Origin of the sequence: Nocardia coubleae NBRC 108252 (assembly GCF_001612805.1) — a bacterium.
Lineage (GTDB): Bacteria > Actinomycetota > Actinomycetes > Mycobacteriales > Mycobacteriaceae > Nocardia > Nocardia coubleae.
On record NZ_BDBD01000019.1, the window covers coordinates 381,445 to 396,274 of the forward strand.

At 68.5% G+C, this 14,830-nt stretch carries 19 protein-coding genes; 7 read left to right on the forward strand and 12 right to left on the reverse strand.

Annotation, left to right across the window (positions count from 1 at the left end):
- Positions 1-20: 20 nt before the first annotated feature.
- The 4 genes from NCO8_RS21470 to NCO8_RS21485 all read right to left on the reverse strand — a co-directional run bounded on the left by NCO8_RS21470 (position 21) and on the right by NCO8_RS21485 (position 4,178).
- Positions 21-515 carry a type III secretion system chaperone family protein gene (locus NCO8_RS21470; RefSeq protein ID WP_067641930.1) on the reverse strand — a complete coding sequence of 165 codons (495 nt, stop codon included), beginning with the start codon at positions 513-515 and terminating at the stop codon, positions 21-23.
- Positions 512-1,870: a D-inositol-3-phosphate glycosyltransferase gene (gene mshA / locus NCO8_RS21475; protein WP_084457377.1), complete on the reverse strand. Its 1,359-nt coding sequence runs from the start codon at positions 1,868-1,870 to the stop codon at positions 512-514. The genes NCO8_RS21470 and mshA overlap by 4 nt, the downstream gene beginning before the upstream one ends.
- 145 nt (positions 1,871-2,015) lie before the next feature.
- Entirely contained in the window at positions 2,016-3,011 is a 996-nt protein-coding gene (locus NCO8_RS21480; protein ID WP_439951687.1) for an alpha/beta hydrolase, read from the reverse strand.
- Positions 3,012-3,356: 345 nt separating this feature from the next.
- Entirely contained in the window at positions 3,357-4,178 is an 822-nt protein-coding gene (locus NCO8_RS21485; protein ID WP_067641932.1) for an alpha/beta fold hydrolase, read from the reverse strand.
- 81 nt (positions 4,179-4,259) lie between these two features.
- Between NCO8_RS21485 and NCO8_RS21490 the strand changes: the two genes are divergently transcribed.
- Both NCO8_RS21490 and mscL read left to right on the forward strand, forming a co-directional pair.
- The gene (locus NCO8_RS21490) at positions 4,260-5,000 is read left to right on the forward strand and encodes an SDR family NAD(P)-dependent oxidoreductase (protein ID WP_067641933.1); all 741 of its coding nucleotides are present in this window, start codon (positions 4,260-4,262) and stop codon (positions 4,998-5,000) included.
- A 78-nt stretch (positions 5,001-5,078) separates the two neighbouring features.
- Positions 5,079-5,549: a large conductance mechanosensitive channel protein MscL gene (mscL, locus tag NCO8_RS21495; RefSeq protein ID WP_067641934.1), complete on the forward strand. Its 471-nt coding sequence runs from the start codon at positions 5,079-5,081 to the stop codon at positions 5,547-5,549.
- Here the strand turns inward: mscL and NCO8_RS21500 are convergent.
- Positions 5,539-6,672 (reverse strand): UDP-N-acetylmuramate dehydrogenase, encoded by a 1,134-nt coding sequence (locus tag NCO8_RS21500; protein WP_157105027.1) that lies wholly within the window; start codon positions 6,670-6,672, stop codon positions 5,539-5,541. The genes mscL and NCO8_RS21500 overlap by 11 nt on opposite strands.
- Between NCO8_RS21500 and NCO8_RS21505 the strand changes: the two genes are divergently transcribed.
- Genes NCO8_RS21505 through NCO8_RS21515 form a run of 3 tightly spaced genes read left to right on the forward strand, consistent with a single transcriptional unit; the run spans position 6,671 to position 8,543 of the window.
- The gene (locus NCO8_RS21505; protein ID WP_067641936.1) at positions 6,671-7,156 is read left to right on the forward strand and encodes a DUF2505 domain-containing protein; all 486 of its coding nucleotides are present in this window, start codon (positions 6,671-6,673) and stop codon (positions 7,154-7,156) included. The genes NCO8_RS21500 and NCO8_RS21505 overlap by 2 nt on opposite strands.
- Before the next feature lie 48 nt (positions 7,157-7,204).
- Positions 7,205-7,729, forward strand: a complete 525-nt coding sequence (locus NCO8_RS21510) for a DUF2505 domain-containing protein (RefSeq protein WP_067484831.1) — start codon at positions 7,205-7,207, stop codon at positions 7,727-7,729.
- A gap of 10 nt (positions 7,730-7,739) precedes the next feature.
- A complete protein-coding gene (locus NCO8_RS21515) occupies positions 7,740-8,543 on the forward strand; it encodes a class I SAM-dependent methyltransferase (RefSeq protein ID WP_067641937.1) in 804 nt (267 codons plus the stop codon).
- A 15-nt stretch (positions 8,544-8,558) separates the two neighbouring features.
- Here NCO8_RS21515 and NCO8_RS21520 read toward each other — a convergent pair whose 3' ends face one another.
- On the reverse strand, positions 8,559-9,167 hold the full coding sequence (locus NCO8_RS21520) for a type IV toxin-antitoxin system AbiEi family antitoxin (protein ID WP_067641938.1): 609 nt from the start codon (positions 9,165-9,167) through the stop codon (positions 8,559-8,561).
- A 104-nt stretch (positions 9,168-9,271) separates the two neighbouring features.
- Between NCO8_RS21520 and NCO8_RS21525 the strand changes: the two genes are divergently transcribed.
- The gene (locus NCO8_RS21525) at positions 9,272-10,003 is read left to right on the forward strand and encodes an LmeA family phospholipid-binding protein (RefSeq protein WP_067641939.1); all 732 of its coding nucleotides are present in this window, start codon (positions 9,272-9,274) and stop codon (positions 10,001-10,003) included.
- On the opposite strand, the gene deoC is transcribed toward NCO8_RS21525, so the two are convergent.
- A complete protein-coding gene (gene deoC, locus NCO8_RS21530) occupies positions 10,004-10,663 on the reverse strand; it encodes a deoxyribose-phosphate aldolase (RefSeq protein WP_067641940.1) in 660 nt (219 codons plus the stop codon).
- Positions 10,664-10,733: 70 nt separating this feature from the next.
- On the opposite strand from deoC, the gene NCO8_RS21535 reads away from it, so the two are divergent.
- A complete protein-coding gene (locus NCO8_RS21535) occupies positions 10,734-11,261 on the forward strand; it encodes a GNAT family N-acetyltransferase (protein ID WP_067641941.1) in 528 nt (175 codons plus the stop codon).
- 2 nt (positions 11,262-11,263) lie between these two features.
- Here NCO8_RS21535 and purU read toward each other — a convergent pair whose 3' ends face one another.
- The 5 genes from purU to NCO8_RS21560 form a co-directional block, all read right to left on the reverse strand.
- The gene (purU, locus tag NCO8_RS21540; RefSeq protein WP_067641942.1) at positions 11,264-12,154 is read right to left on the reverse strand and encodes a formyltetrahydrofolate deformylase; all 891 of its coding nucleotides are present in this window, start codon (positions 12,152-12,154) and stop codon (positions 11,264-11,266) included.
- Between the two features lie 20 nt (positions 12,155-12,174).
- The gene (locus NCO8_RS21545) at positions 12,175-13,227 is read right to left on the reverse strand and encodes an alpha/beta fold hydrolase (RefSeq protein ID WP_067642106.1); all 1,053 of its coding nucleotides are present in this window, start codon (positions 13,225-13,227) and stop codon (positions 12,175-12,177) included.
- Positions 13,228-13,300: 73 nt separating this feature from the next.
- Entirely contained in the window at positions 13,301-13,573 is a 273-nt protein-coding gene (locus tag NCO8_RS21550) for a DUF2516 family protein (protein WP_067485839.1), read from the reverse strand.
- A gap of 93 nt (positions 13,574-13,666) precedes the next feature.
- Positions 13,667-14,308 (reverse strand): heparin-binding hemagglutinin, encoded by a 642-nt coding sequence (locus NCO8_RS21555; RefSeq protein WP_067641943.1) that lies wholly within the window; start codon positions 14,306-14,308, stop codon positions 13,667-13,669.
- Complete coding sequence (locus NCO8_RS21560; protein ID WP_067641944.1) at positions 14,308-14,754, reverse strand: helix-turn-helix domain-containing protein; 447 nt, start codon at positions 14,752-14,754, stop codon at positions 14,308-14,310. The genes NCO8_RS21555 and NCO8_RS21560 overlap by 1 nt, the downstream gene beginning before the upstream one ends.
- Positions 14,755-14,830: the final 76 nt, after the last annotated feature.

Here is a 14,830-nt window from a genome sequence, read left to right on the forward strand (position 1 = left end):
CACAACGGCACCCGCGTTTCTCATACCTTGTCGGCCTCGTCGACGAGATGTTCGAAGGCGCGCAGGTTCTTCAGCGATTCCCCCCGCGAGACGCGCCACTTCCATTCCTTGCGAATGGATTCCGCGAAGCCAAGCTCGAGCAGCATGTTGAAGTCGGTGTCGACGGCCTCGAGGACCTGACCGAAGACGCGGTCGAGTTCGTCGGCGGTCACCGATTCGGTCGACATGCGACCGACCAGGTAGATGTCGCCCACATTGTCGAGGGTGTAGGCCACACCGTAGAGGCGGCGGTTGCGGCGCAGCAGGTACTTGTAGACGCCTTCGAAGTTCTCGTCGGGCTTGCGGCAGACGAACGATTCGATTCGCACACCGTGCTTGCCGACGGTGAGCATCACGGTGGTCTTGAGCTTGCGCTCGCCGGGCAGCACCACGATGAAGGTGTCGTCACCGTGGCGGGTGTATTCGATCTCCCGGTCGCGCAGCGTCTCGTCGATCACCTGCGATACGGCGCTCACCTGAGTACTCCTGTCCGGCGCCGCCACAGCGCCCGCGATCTGGCTTGGCTTGTCTCACCCGCGCGCAGGGCGATCGGGTTGCGTTCGACGCGCATACCCGCGATCGCGGCGGCGTAACTGTCGAGCAGTCCTTCGGCGGTGTGCGCCCAGGAGAACCGGCTGGCGTGCTCGACCGCCGTGGCGCCCATGCGGCGCAGACGATCCGGGTCGTCGAGCAGGGCGGCCAGGGCGTCGGCCCAGTCGCCGGTGCGGTGGCTCGGCACGAGCAGACCCGATTCACCGTGCCGCACAGCGGTTCCCAGGCCGCCCACGTCGGCGGCGAGCACGGGGGTGCCGCTGGCCTGCGCCTCGATGGCGACCAGACCGAACGACTCGTTGTAGCTGGGTACGGCGACCACGTCGGCCGCGCGGTACACCTGCACGAGGCGGTCGGCGGGCTGCGGCGGCAGGAAGGTGACCTGCTCGGCGATGCCGAGGTCGGCGGCCAGTTCGATCAGGGCGTCGGGGCGGGCCAGGCCGGTGCCGGAGGGTCCCCCGACGATCAGTACGCGCAGCGCGCGCCGCGGGTCGCGGGCCAGCAGCTCGGCGGCCGCGCGGACAAGCACATCGGGGGCCTTGAGCGGCTGGATCCGGCCGACGAACGCGACGACCTGCTCATCGGCGCGCAATCCGAGTTCGGCGCGGGCGGCGAGTTTGTCGCCAGGCCGGTAACGGCCCAGGTCGGCGCCCGGCGGCACCACATCGATGCGGTCGCGGTCGGCGCCGTAGAGGTCCACCAGCTGACCGGCTTCGTCGGCGGTATTGGCGACCAACCGGTCGGCCTCGGCGATCACCTGCTTCTCCCCGATCACCCGCGTCTCGGGTTCGGGGGTGTCGCCCTCGGCGAGTGCGAGGTTCTTCACCGCGGCCAGCGTGTGCGCGGTGTGTACCAGCGGCACCCGCCAGCGGTCGCGGGCGAGCCAGCCGACCTGACCGGAGAGCCAGTAGTGCGAGTGCACGAGGTCGTAGTGGCCGGGCAGGTGCCGAGCCTCCTGGCGCAGCACCTCGGCGGTGAAGGGGCACAGCTGGGTGGGCAGTTCGTGCTTGTCGAGCCCTTCGAACGGTCCGGCGACGACGTGGCGCACGAGCACCCCGGGTGCGGCCTCGGCGACCGGCGGCAGGTCCGAGGAGGTGGCCCGGGTGAAGATCTCCACCTCGGTACCTCTGGCGGCCAGTTCGAGCGCGGTCTGCAACACATAGACGTTCATGCCCCCGGCGTCACCGGTGCCGGGTTGGGCCAGCGGGGAGGTATGCACCGACAGCACCGCGATGCGGCGGGGCCGAAGTTCAAGACGTCGCTGACTCACACCTTCCAGTGTGCACGCCGCGACGCCACCGATAACATCCCTACCGGGATCGGTGACGGCCATCACAGCCGTGCGGTGAGTGAGCTCACGCACCGATCGCCATCGAGCGTGCCCGATCCGGGCGGCACACGCCAGCGCTTTTCGGCCGTCGCATTCAGCGGTTGAGCGCGGACTCGAACTGCGGCCACGAGGTGTGCAGATCCTCCTCCCAGTAGCCCCACGAGTGGGTGCCGGTTGGCCGCAGATTGACGGTGGCCGGGATGCCGAGCGACTGGAACCGGTCGCGCAGCTGACGGGTGCACTGGTGGGTGACCGCTTCGAGCGTGGCGCCGAAGGCCAGCTGGTAGGCGAGCTGCAGCGGGTCCGGCTGGACGGCCGGGTTGTCGTACGGGCCGGGAAGGCCGGTGCCGGAGGAGATGTAGACCTCGGTGCCGCGCAGGGATTCGGCGTGCAGGTACGGGTCGTGGGCCGACCAGGCCGGGTCGGTGGGCGGGCCCCACATGTTGGCCGCGTTGCCCATCCGGCTGCCGACGACGGTGCGCACGATCGCCTGGCCGCGCAGGTCGCTGGTGCGCACGCAGCCGCTGTAGGAGCCGATCGCCCGGTAGAGGCCGGGTTCGGCGAGGGCGAGCTGGAACACCGAGGTGCCTGCCATCGAGAGCCCGGCGATCGCGTTGGCGCCGGTGCCCCCGAATTCGGCGTCGATCAGGGGCGGCAGTTCCTTGGTGAGGAAGGTCGCCCAGCGCTGCTTGCCCAGCACCGGGTCGTCGCGGCGCCAGTCGGCGAAATAGCTGCCCGCGCCGCCGAAGGGGATCACCACGTTCACCTGTTTGTCGCGGAAGAACGACACCACATCGGTGCGGTCGAGCCAATTGCCGTCGGCGCCGCCACCGACGCCGTTGAGCAGATACAACGTCGGCGCGGGTTTCGAGGGGTCGGCGGCGCGCAACACCCGCACCCGGTTGACGTTGTCCATGGCGGGTGAGTACACGCCGATATCGATGGTCTGATCGGCTTCCACGCGCCGATCGTCGATCCGTGCCTGCTCGATCGGCTCGGAAATCCCCTGGCCCGCCGCCGTTGCGGTGGCGAGCATCGCGGCCAGCGCCGCGAGGACGATCCGAACCCCCAACGCCCGACAAGACATCATCGAACTCCGATCGCCGAATCCTGTTCCTGATTCGTGATTCAACGACATATCCGAACGCTACACACGCTTTCGGGAAATCATTGTGACGATCCCCAGAAGATTTTCCGTGAAACTGTGCGGATAGTTCGCTACAGGAACGATCGCAATCACGGGCTTATCACGCCCGTGCAATGCTACTTGACGAACAGCGCTCTAGCTGCGGAAACAGTGGACGAGTGACTCGATGCGAAGCGCTCGCCATGGACATCGACTATGCCGGAATCAACCTCATTACAGCCTAAAAATAGACCCTCCGGATTGGTTCCGGACACAGTCCGACAATCCCCCGTGACGCCACGCCGCAATTCAGTCCAGCGCGTCGACGAACTCACTCACCTCGGCGACGAACCGGGCCCGATCCTCGATGAACAGCCCGTGCTGGGCGTCCTCCCAGAACGAACCGCGCGCGCCCGGCACGTTGTCGACGATGTAGCGCCCGTTGTCGGCGGGCACAACCGGATCCGCGGTGCCGTGCAGCACCAGCACCGGGATATCAAGGGCGCGAAGGGTTTCAGTGTTGTCGATGGTGCGGTAGAACAGCGCCTTGCGCACCGACGGCGCGGTGGCGAGACTGCCGCCGAACAACCGCTGCGCGTCGACACCCTTGTCCTCCCCCGGTCCGGTGTTCGCATTGCCGAACACCGCGAACGCGCGCACCGCCCGCCCGGCCGACTCCTCGAACACACCGGGGATCGCCTTGTCCATCGCGGGCCCGGTCGCCGCACCCGGCACACCGGGGCCGATGTGGGCCAGCGAACCGGTGTAGATCGCGGCCGCGACGGCGCCGGTGCCGTAGGTGGCGAGGTAGTCGGTGGCGACGATGCCGCCGTAGGACCAGGCGAGCAGCACGGCGCCGGAGTCGATGCTCTCGGCGGCCAGCACCGCGGCCACGTCGGCGGCCCAGGCCTTCGGGTCGTCGTACACGCCGGGGTCGTCGGAGTAGCCGTGCCCGCGCAGGTCGACCGCGATCACCCGGTAGCGCTGCGCGAGGTCGTCGGCCGCGGCGCCCCAGCAGCGCAGGTTGCCCGCCCAGCCGTGCAGCAGCACCAGCGGCCTGCCCGTCTCCGGACCGGTGACCCGGTAGACGATCGTCGTTCCATCGGCGCTGACAGCATCACGAATACCCATGCCGACAGGCTAACGCCGGTATCGCTCACCGTGATCGGAGCCGTGGCGGCGGCGAAACGGCGGCGAATAGGATCGGTGGTCATGAGTACTCGCACCGCCGTCGTCACCGGAGCCAGCTCGGGCATCGGGGAAGCCACCGCACGGGAACTGGCCAAGCAGGGGTATCACGTCTACGTGGGGGCCCGCCGGTTCGACCGCGTGCAGCGGCTGGCCGAGGAGATCGGCGGCACCGCACTGGAACTCGACGTCACCTCCGAGGACTCGGTGCGCGGGTTCACCGACGCCGTGGAGCGGGTCGACGTGCTGGTCAACAACGCGGGCGGCGCGAAGGGCCTCGCCCCCGTGCTCGAGGCCGACCTCGACGACTGGCGCTGGATGTGGGAGACGAACGTGCTCGGCACCCTGCGCGTCACCAAGGCGCTGCTGCCCAAGCTCATCGCTTCCGGTGACGGCCTGATCGTCACCGTCACCTCGATCGCGGCCATGCACACCTACGACAACGGCGCGGGTTACACCTCGGCCAAGCACGCCCAGGGTGTGCTGCACCGGACCCTGCGCGGGGAACTGCTCGGTCAGCCGGTGCGGCTCACCGAGATCGCGCCCGGCGCGGTGGAGACCGAGTTCTCCCTCGTCCGCTTCGACGGTGACGCCGAGCGGGCGGCCAAGGTCTACGAGGGCATCGATCCGCTCTACGCCGAGGACATCGCCCAGATCGTCGCCTTCGCCGCGAGCAGGCCGGCGCACGTCAACCTGGACACGATCGTGGTGAAGCCGCGCGATCAGGAGGGGCCCGGCCGCTTCTCGCGTCGTCCCACGAACTGAAACCGCAGGTCGTGAGCCTGACCACAGATTGTTGCTGACAATTCGCTGAGCGAATGACCAGTCATTACCATCTCTGCGATGGGCAGAATCAAGTCGGTATTCGACGGTTTCAAGAACTTCCTGATGCGCGGCAACGTCATCGACCTCGCGGTCGCCGTGGTGATGGGTACCGCGTTCACCGCGGTGGTCACCTCGGTCACCAAGGGTTTCGTGAACCCGCTGCTCGCGGTGTTCGGTTCGACCAATGAACTCGGCCTGGGCGTGCAGCTCATCGCCGACAAGCCCGCCACGTTCATCGCGGTCGGCCCGATCATCACCGCGTTCATCGACTTCATCATGGTCGCCGCGGTGCTCTACTTCGTGCTGATGGTCCCGATGAAGTCGCTGAAGAACAAATTCGGTACCACCAAGGAAGCCGAGCCGACCGAGACCGAACTGCTCATCGAGATCCGCGATCTGCTGGCCAAGCAGCAGGGTCTGAACGCGGAGCAGACCGCGGCGCTGAGCACCGAGCAGGCCAAGAAGGACCCGGCTCAGCTCACAGACTGATCCCGACGGTCACCGGTTCCGGTTCGAGCACGATGCCGAACCGTTCGCGCACACCGTCGCGGACCGTGCGGGCCAGCTCGACGATGTCGGCCGCGCGCGCCGCGCCCCGATTGGTCAGGGCGAGTGTGTGTTTGGTCGACAGTCGCGCGGGCGCGTGCTCGCCGGGGAAACCCTTGGCGAAACCGGCGCGTTCGATGAGCCAGCCGGCCGAGAACTTGGTGCCCGAGGGGGCCGGGTAGGTCGGGACGCTCACCTCGCCGAGGTGGGCGGTGATCGCGGCCAGCACCTGGTCGAGGCGGTCGTCGCCGACGACGGGGTTGGTGAAGAACGAACCCGCGCTCCAGGTGTCGTGGTCGGCGGGGTCGAGCACCATGCCCTTGCCCGCGCGCAGGCGAAGCACCTCGGCACGGACCTGGGCGGCGGGTCGGGTCTCGCCTTCGCTCGCGCCGAGCACGCGGGCCAGTTCGCCGTAGCGCAACGGTGCGCTGGTACCGGTGGGGTCGAGCCGGAATTCGACGGCGAGCACCACGGCGGCGTCGCTGTGCTTGAGCACGCTGGTGCGGTAGCCGAATCCGAGCTCGGCCGGTTCCACCCAGCGGACCTCGCCGCTCACCCGGTCGAGCAGCCGCACCCGGCGCAGCAGCGACTCCACCTCCACGCCGTAGGCGCCGACGTTCTGCACCGGCGTTGCCCCGACCGAACCAGGAATACCCGAGAGGCATTCGAGCCCACCGAACCCGGCCGCCACCGAAGCCGCGACGAGCTCGTCCCAGTTCGCGCCCGCCTCCGCGAGCACCGAATCGGTCCCGAACTCGACTCCGGTGTTGCGCACCCGAACGACCACACCGTCGAACCCGGCGTCGTCGATGAGCAGGTTCGACCCACCTGCGACGAGCAGTACCGCCACACCGGCATCGTCCAGGGCCCGCACGGTGGCGACGAGGCAATCGGTGCTGTCGCATTCGGCGACCAGCGCGGGACCGCCGACGCGCAGCGTCGTCAGTTCCGACAGCGGCACCGCCGGGCGCACCACCGCACCGGTCTCGGCCAGCAGGTCACGCAGCTGTTCGGGGGACACCACCCGTGTTGTTCGCACGTCAGAAGACGGTACCGTGTCGCACATGGCTACACCTCTGGCGTTCACGGCCGGTTATACGCATTCCATCGACGCGGTGCGCGCCGCGTACTCCGATGAGCAGTACTGGAAGGCCCGCATCGCCGAGGTCGGCGGCCCGAATGCCCGCCTGGACTCGCTGACGGTCGACGGCGACCAGGTCCGCATCCAGCTGGTGCAGTCCATCCCCGCCGACCAGCTCCCGCCCGCCATCACCGCCGTGCGCCCCGGCGACCTGGTGATCCCCCGCGTCGAGCACTACACCGGCACCTCGGGCACCTTCGAAGCCCACGTCGACGGCGCCCCCGCCACCGTCCGCGGCACGGTCACCCTCACCCCGACCGCCACCGGTTGCGAAGGCTCGGTCACCGGCACCATCGAGGTGAAAATCCCCCTCTTCGGCGGCAAGATCGAAGCCGCCATCGCCGAACGCCTCACCGAACTCCTGAGCAACGAGGCCACCTTCACCGAACAGTGGCTCGCCACCAAGTAGCACCCGTCCGGGGCGCCCACTGATGGCGCCCCGGTAACGTGTTCGGGCATGGCACGTCGACTGGACTACTCCGCGCGTTACCCCCTGCACACCACTGAAGAGCTGTACGCAGCCCTGCAGAGCAGGGATTACTGGGAAGCCCGCGTCGAGGAGATGCGCAAGTACTCGCCGCACAACGAAGTCGTCAGCCATGAGGTGACCGACGACGGCATCGATATCGTGCTCGCGCATACCCTGCCGCGCGAGATGCTCCCGGAGATCGCGCAGACGGTGATGCGCAAGGACATGGTCATCACCCGCAAGGAGAGCTGGGGTCCGTTCGACCACGACGAGACCGAGGGCAAGTTCTCCGCCTCCATCCCGGCGGGTCCGGGCAGCCTCAACGGCACCATCCGCCTGTTCCCCACCGAGACCGGCGCGACCATGCGCTTCTCCCCCGTCGCCAAGGTGTTCATCCCCATGGTCGGCCCGCGCCTGGAACAGCTGATGCTGGTGAATCTCGTCGACCTGTTCCGCGCGGAGCAGGAGGAAACCCTGCGCTGGCTGGAGACGGCCGCCAAGAACCCGGTCTGATCCTCGTCCCATGACCGGCACGAGGAGGACGGTGCCGGTCGGCACCATCACGCGCGGCACCACCGGCGTCAACCGGTTGCGCCGCAGCGATCGCTGGCTGGTCAACGACGACCTGGTGAGCACCCGCCTGCGCGAGGCCGTCGACCCGCTGGTGGTCGACCTCGGCTACGGCGCGGCGGGCTGGACGACGATCGAACTGGCCGCGCGCCTGCGCACCGTTCGCCCCGATCTGCGTGTGGTCGGCCTCGAGATCGACCCCGCCCGGGTGCTGCCCCCGCGCGACGGTGTGCGTTTCGCCCGCGGCGGTTTCGAACTGGCCGGTCTGCGCCCGGTGCTGGTCCGCGCCTTCAATGTGCTGCGCCAGTATCCGGAGGACGCGGTCCCGGCCGCGTGGTCGCGGATCCAGTCGAATCTGGCACCCGACGGCCTGCTCGTGGACGGCACCTGCGACGAACTCGGCCGCCGCAGCGCCTGGGTGCTCCTCGACCGGCACCGCCCCCTCTCGCTCACCCTCGCGTGGGATCCGTTCACCGTCGAGCGCCCGTCCGACATCGCCGAGCGACTGCCGAAGGTGTTGATCCACCGCAATATTCGCGGCGAGAAGGTGCACGCCCTGCTCACCGCCGCCGATCAGGCCTGGGAGCGCAGTGCCGCGCTCGCACCCTTCGGCCCGCGTATCCGTTGGCGGGGTACAGCGGAGCTGTTGCGCGCCAACGGGTTCCCGGTGCGCGCCTACAACCGGCGGATGCGTGATTGTGTGCTGTCGGTGCCGTGGGATGTCGTCGCACCGAACGGGTGGGAGGCGGGCGAGTAGTCCCGCCGGAAGAAGTCAAACCGCGAGCAGTGCCCGCCGTATCCGGCCAGCTGCCCGAGGAGCCAATTGCTCCGCACCCCAACGTATCTCGTCGACGTCACAACGGTGGATGGCAACCGCATCGGTCACCACCTCGTTCAGCGCCGACTGCGCGATCTCGGTTTCGGCCAGGTCGAGCACCGTCCGCGCCGGTGTGGTCACCAGGAACGATCCCGCCGATTCCGTCGCCGCCCCGGTGAGCTTGCGCCGGGTGAGCACCAGCCGTGGCGTCACCGGTGGCCGCCCCGCCGACACCGACAGGTGCAGAAACCGTGGCCGCAACCGTCCGAGCCCGTGCAGTTCGGCCGCGCTCTGATACGACACCACGGCGGCACCGTCGAACCAGGCCGACCACATCGCGTATTCGTCGAGCGGGCCGGGCCGCCATTGCGTCAGCCGCAGCATCCCGACTCCCGACCTGGTCACCGACCCGTCGGCCAGCGCCGCCCGCACCCGCAGCTCACATCCGGTGCGCAGGACCTGCCTGGTGGTGAAGAATCCCGCGTGTCGTCCGGCGAGGCGCCGCAGCACCCGCCACCGGTGTTCGGTGGTCCCCGCCATCCGGCGCGCTCCCTCGCCAGCCATCCAGCCATGCTACGCCGCGCGACGTGGTACAGATCACAAATCGAAAGAAGGCCTTCATGGCCTCCTCAGAGCGGACACAGAAAAATCCGGAAGAATCGACTGTCATGAGCACCCAGACACCCCAACGCCCGAAGGTCCGTCGGCGCACGCTGGTGATCGCGTTGGCCGTGGTCGCCGTGCTCCTCGTCGGCACCATCGTCGCGACCGAAGCGTATGCCCGTCACCAGATCTCGCGCTGCATCAGCAGCCAGTTCGAGCAGGAGATGGGCTCGAGCATCGACGTGAGTTTCGGTCCGAAACCGATGCTCATCACCTATCTCGACGGCAAGGTCGGGTCGATGAGCATCGACAGCGAGGACAACAAGTTCGGCCCGGCCGTCGGCATGGTCGTGCACGCGAAGTTCGAGGATATCGAACTCACCGATCGTGGGCGCGGCGGCGCGACCGTCGGCAGCTCCAGCGCCGAGGTGACCTGGAACAACGACGGCATCCGCCAGACCCTCGGCACCATGGTGAGCGGGGTGAGCTCCTCGGCGAGCAGCGACGTGCTCACCCTCGACGTTCTCGGCGGCCTGGCCCAGCTGCAGGTGCAGCCGATGGTCCGCAACGGCAATGTGGAGGTGGAGACCAAGTCCGCGCAGCTGCTCGGCATCGGCCTGCCCACCGACCTGGTGCAGGGCATCGTCGAGACCTTCACCCAGAGCCTGCAGAGCTACCCGCTCGGCCTGCGTGCTCAGAAGGTCGATGTCACCGACGACGGTGTGGTCGTTCACCTTTCGGGCGGGCGCACCGTCCTGGAGAGCTCCGGGCGCAGCGACGCCGAGCTGCGCTGCTGATCAGTCCGGAAAGCCGTCGAGCACGACCGCCGACTTCGACAGCCCGAGCCGGGTGGCGCCCGCCTCGATCATCGCCGCCGCGTCCTGCGCGGTCCTGATCCCGCCACTGGCCTTGACACCGAGCCTGCCGCCGACGGTGTCGGCCATCAGCCGCACCGCGTGCACGCTGGCCCCACCGGCGGGATGAAAACCGGTGGAGGTCTTCACGAAATCGGCACCGGCCTTCTCAGCGGCCCGGCAGGCGCCGACGATCGCCTCGTCGGTGAGCGCGGCCGATTCGATGATGACCTTCAGCACGGCCCGGTCCTCGACCGCCTCGCGCACGGTGATGATGTCGGTGAGCACCGCCGCGAAATCACCGGCCACCGCGGCACCCACGTCGATCACCATGTCCACCTCGGCCGCGCCGCTGTCGACGGCCAGGCGCGCCTCGGCACCCTTGATCAGCGAATGATGTTTGCCCGAAGGGAATCCCGCGACGGTGGCGACCACCAGCCCCGGCGCGCGCACCGGAAGCATCGACGGCGAAACGCAGATCGCGTACACGCCGAGTTCGCGGGCCTCGGCGATCAGGTCGTTCACCTGGTCCGGGGTCGCTTCGGGAGCGAGCAGGGTGTGATCGATCATGGCGGCCACGTCGGCCCGGGTCAGCGACGTCATGGGAGCGAGTCTGGCATATCGGCACAGAAGTCCATTGCGCACGCGTACCCCTATCCGGGAGACTTGGACCGTGTTGATTCGTCGCGAGACCCCTGCGGACGCCGCGGCGATCGCCGCGATCCATCGTGCCGCCTTCGCCCCGCACTATGCCGGCGATCCAGCCGTCACCGAGCCACCGGAACCCGCGCTGGTCGATACCCTACGCGCCGACGAATCCTGGATGCCGACGCTGTCGCTGGTCGCGCTGGCCTACGACACCGTGGTCGGGCACATCTGCCTCACCAGGGCGGGCATCGGCCCGTTCCCGGTGCTGGCACTCGGTCCGCTCGGCGTCGACCCGGATCATCAGAAGACCGGGGTCGGTTCGGCCCTGGTGCACGCGGCCCTCGGCGCCGCCGACGCGCTCGACGAATCGGTGGTCGGGCTCGTCGGCGACCCCGACTACTACTCGCGCTTCGGTTTCGTGCCGGGCGCGCGCCGCGGCATCGTCCCCGACCAGACCGACTGGGCCGAATACTTCCAGGTCCGGCCGCTGGCGGCCTATGATCCGGCGGTCACCGGCGAATTCCGCTACCCGGCGCCGTTCTACGACCTGTAGGCCTACTCGAACACCACGGTGCGCCGACCGTGCACCAGCACCCGGCCCTCGAGATGCCAGCGCAGGCCCCGGGCGAGCACCACCCGCTCGATATCGCGACCCTGGCGGACCATGTCGGGCACATCGTCGGCGTGATCCACGCGGATCACGTCCTGCTCGATGATCGGGCCCGCGTCCAGCTCGGCGGTCACGTAGTGACAGGTCGCCCCGATCAGCTTCACGCCACGGTCGTAGGCCTGGTGGTAGGGGCGGGCGCCGACGAACGACGGCAGGAAGCTGTGGTGGATATTGATCGCCCGGCCCGCCCAGTGCTCGCACAGCGAGGCGGGCAACACCTGCATGAACCGGGCCAAGACCACCGCGTGCGGGTCGTGCACGTCGACCAGTTCGCGCACCTGCTCGAACGCCGGTCCGCGCTCGGCGGGGTCTTTCGGGAACGGCACATGGTGGAACTTCACCCCATGCGCCTCGGTCATCGCGGCCAGGTCGGGGTGGTTGCCGATGACGGCCTCGATGGTGGCGGGCAGTTCACCGGCCCCCGCGCGACCGAGCAGATCGTGCAGGCAGTGCCCGTCCTTGCTCACCAGCAGCACCACCCGGCGGCGGGCGCCGGTGTCGTGCAGCTGCCAGTCGGTCTCGGGACCGAACTCCGCGGCCACCCGCGCGAACCGGGTGCGCAGCTCGTCGATGCCGAACGGCACCGTCGAGGCCTTCACCGCCTGCCGGGTGAAGAACCAGCCGATGTCACCGTCGGAGTGGTAGCCGGCCTCCACGATCGACCCGCCGAAATCGGCGATGAACGAGGAGATCCTGGCGATGATGCCGGGCCGGTCGGGGCAGCCGAGCGTCAACACGAACCGACGGTCGTCCGAGGTCACAGGGGCAGAACTCATCCCCTCATCCTCGCAGGCCCTCAGGCAGAGGCGCGTGCGGGCTCGCGGACAGCGGCGAGTACCTCGCGCAGCTCACGGTTGAACAGGTCGTAGCGCTCCACATTGCCCAGGTGGCCGGTGGGCAGCACCGCGAACTTCGCCAGCGTGCCCGCCTTGCTCAGCAGTTCGGCGAGCCGTTCGGCGTGAATGGCCGGGGTCATGTCGTCGCGGTCGCCGGCGAGCACGGTGGTCGGCACGGTGAAGTTGGTCGCGGCGTCGCCCAGGTGCAGCGCGGCGAGCAGCAGGCCGTAGCGCGAGCGGGTCATCATCGGGCAACCACGCACGACCGACAGGGCGTAGCTCAGTTTCTCCGGCGTGGTGTCCAGGGTCATCACCTGGCGGGCGAAGATCCAGCGCACCGGCGCGATCGGCGGGAACACCACCGGGGTGCCGAGGATGAGCTTGCCGAGCCAGTCGGGCGAGGGCAGGGCCCGGCCGCGCAGCAACCGCAGCGGCTTGTTCAGACCGGGAACCATGGTCGACACCTCGACCAGCGAGTGCGCGCCGGTGTTGGTGAGCAGCACGGCGGCGGCCTGCTCGGCGACGCGTTCGGGGTAGCGGCCCGCCCAGGCGATGAGCGTCATCCCGCCCATGCTGTGGCCGACGAGCACCGCGCGCTGGCCGGGCAGCAGGGCCGCGTCGAGCACGTCGCACAGGTCGTCGGCGAGCAGGTCGGTGCTGGGGCGCGCGTAGCCGTTGGTGCTCTCGCCGTGGCCGCGCTGGTCGTAGGCGATCACGCGGTACTCGCCGGCGAAGGCGTTGATCTGGGCGTTCCAGTACTCGATGGAACAGGTCCAGCCGTGGGCGAACACGATGACGGGAGCGTCGACCGGGCCGTAGGCGTGCACGCGCAGGCGCGCGCCGTCGGCGGTGACCACGGGGATCACCTCGTGCGGGACGCTCGGCGGATCGAAGGCCGCCACGCCGTGGGTCCGGGTCCGCAGATCGGCCCGGTGGGCGGCAAGTCCGGCCTTGATCCTGGTGGTCACGGTATCGACCAGGTCGTTCACGGTCGCGGGCAGCATTGCGCGCATCGACACACTCCTTTGTGTTACTCATAGAAACAGTAACACCGGGAGCGCTCGACCGCGAGGGTCCGGCGACGATTTACCAGCGCGGCCCGCGCTGCACCTCGTCGACTTTCGGCCGCACATCGGCCAGATACACACCGGTCGCGATGATCGCGATGAACGAGGTGAGCATGCCGAACCCGCTGATCCCCAGCAGCAGGAACACCAGCGCGCCCGCCAGGATCGCCAGCCAGATCGGCTTGGTCATCTTGTCGACGGCCGTAAACGCGTCGGGCCGCTGACGCACGGCATGGATCAGCGCGAACACCGTCGCACCGAAGGCTGCCAGCCACAGGACCAGCAAAATCATCCCCGTCACTCCATGCACCACATTCACTCCCCCATCATACGAACAGCGGCCCCGCACACCAGGGGTGCGCGGGGCCGCTGTCGGCGGTGAGGGTTACACCTTCTTGGGTGCGGCCTTCTTCGCGGGGGCCTTCTTGGCCGGCGCCTTCTTGGCGGCCGGAGCCTTGGCCGGGGCGGCCTCGTCGGTCACGGCGACGACCTCGGCCTCGACCACAGCGGCGGCCTCGGCGGCAGCGGCCTGCGCCTCTTCCTTGCCACGGCCCAGCAGGTCGGTGACCTTGGCGAGGGCTTCCTCGGCGCGGGCGGAGGCATCCTTGTACAGGGACTCGACGCGACCGATCTGCTCGTCGACGGCCTCGTTGGCACGCAGCCGCTCGACGGTCTCCTCACCGCGCACGGCGAGGTCGGCGTAGATGTCGAGAGCCTGGCGGTAGTACTGCTCGGCCAGCTTGCGCAGTTCCTCGGGGGTGAACTTCTCGCGCAGCTCGGCGAGGTCCTCCGGCAGCTCCGAGGGCAGGCCGGCGAGGCGCTCACGGATGGTGTCGAACTGGGCCTGCACGTCGGCGGGCACGTTGGCGATGCGCTCGCGGGCCTCTTCGACACGGGCCTTGGCATCGGTGGTGGCGACGCGCTCGCGGACGTCGGCGACGACCTCGTTCACGGCGGTGTAGATGGCATCACCGGCGCCGACGGTGGCGAACAGCGGCTTGGTCACGGTAGCGGTCTTCTCGGTCATCAGTCTTCGCTCTCCTGGTGTGGCGGAGTGTCAATTGTCGTGAACGAAACGTCGCTGTCCCGTTCGTTCCCCCCTGAGCCGGTTTCTTCCCCGTTTTCCCGGCGAAACGACTCATAGATTTCCAGCAACACCTGTTTCTGCCGTTCGGTCACCGAAGTGTCGGCCAGCAGGGCGTCCCGGACCGGGCTGTGCGGGCGCTGTTCCAAATATCCGGCCCGCACATACAACACCTCCGAAGAAACCCGCAGTGCCTTGGCGATCTGCGCGAGTACTTCGGCGGAAGGGTTACGTAATCCGCGTTCGATCTGGCTCAGGTACGGATTACTCACCCCAGCCAGGGCAGCGAGTTGACGCAGGGACACCTGCGCAGCTTCGCGCTGGGACCTGATGAACCCTCCGATATCTTGAGCCGCATGGACGACTCGGTTCTCGGGCTGGTCTGCCATCACTCACCTTCTGGCGTTGTACGGTCAATACTAGGTCAGGGTGCTAGCTCTTGCAAGCACTACAGTTAGCAGCCGC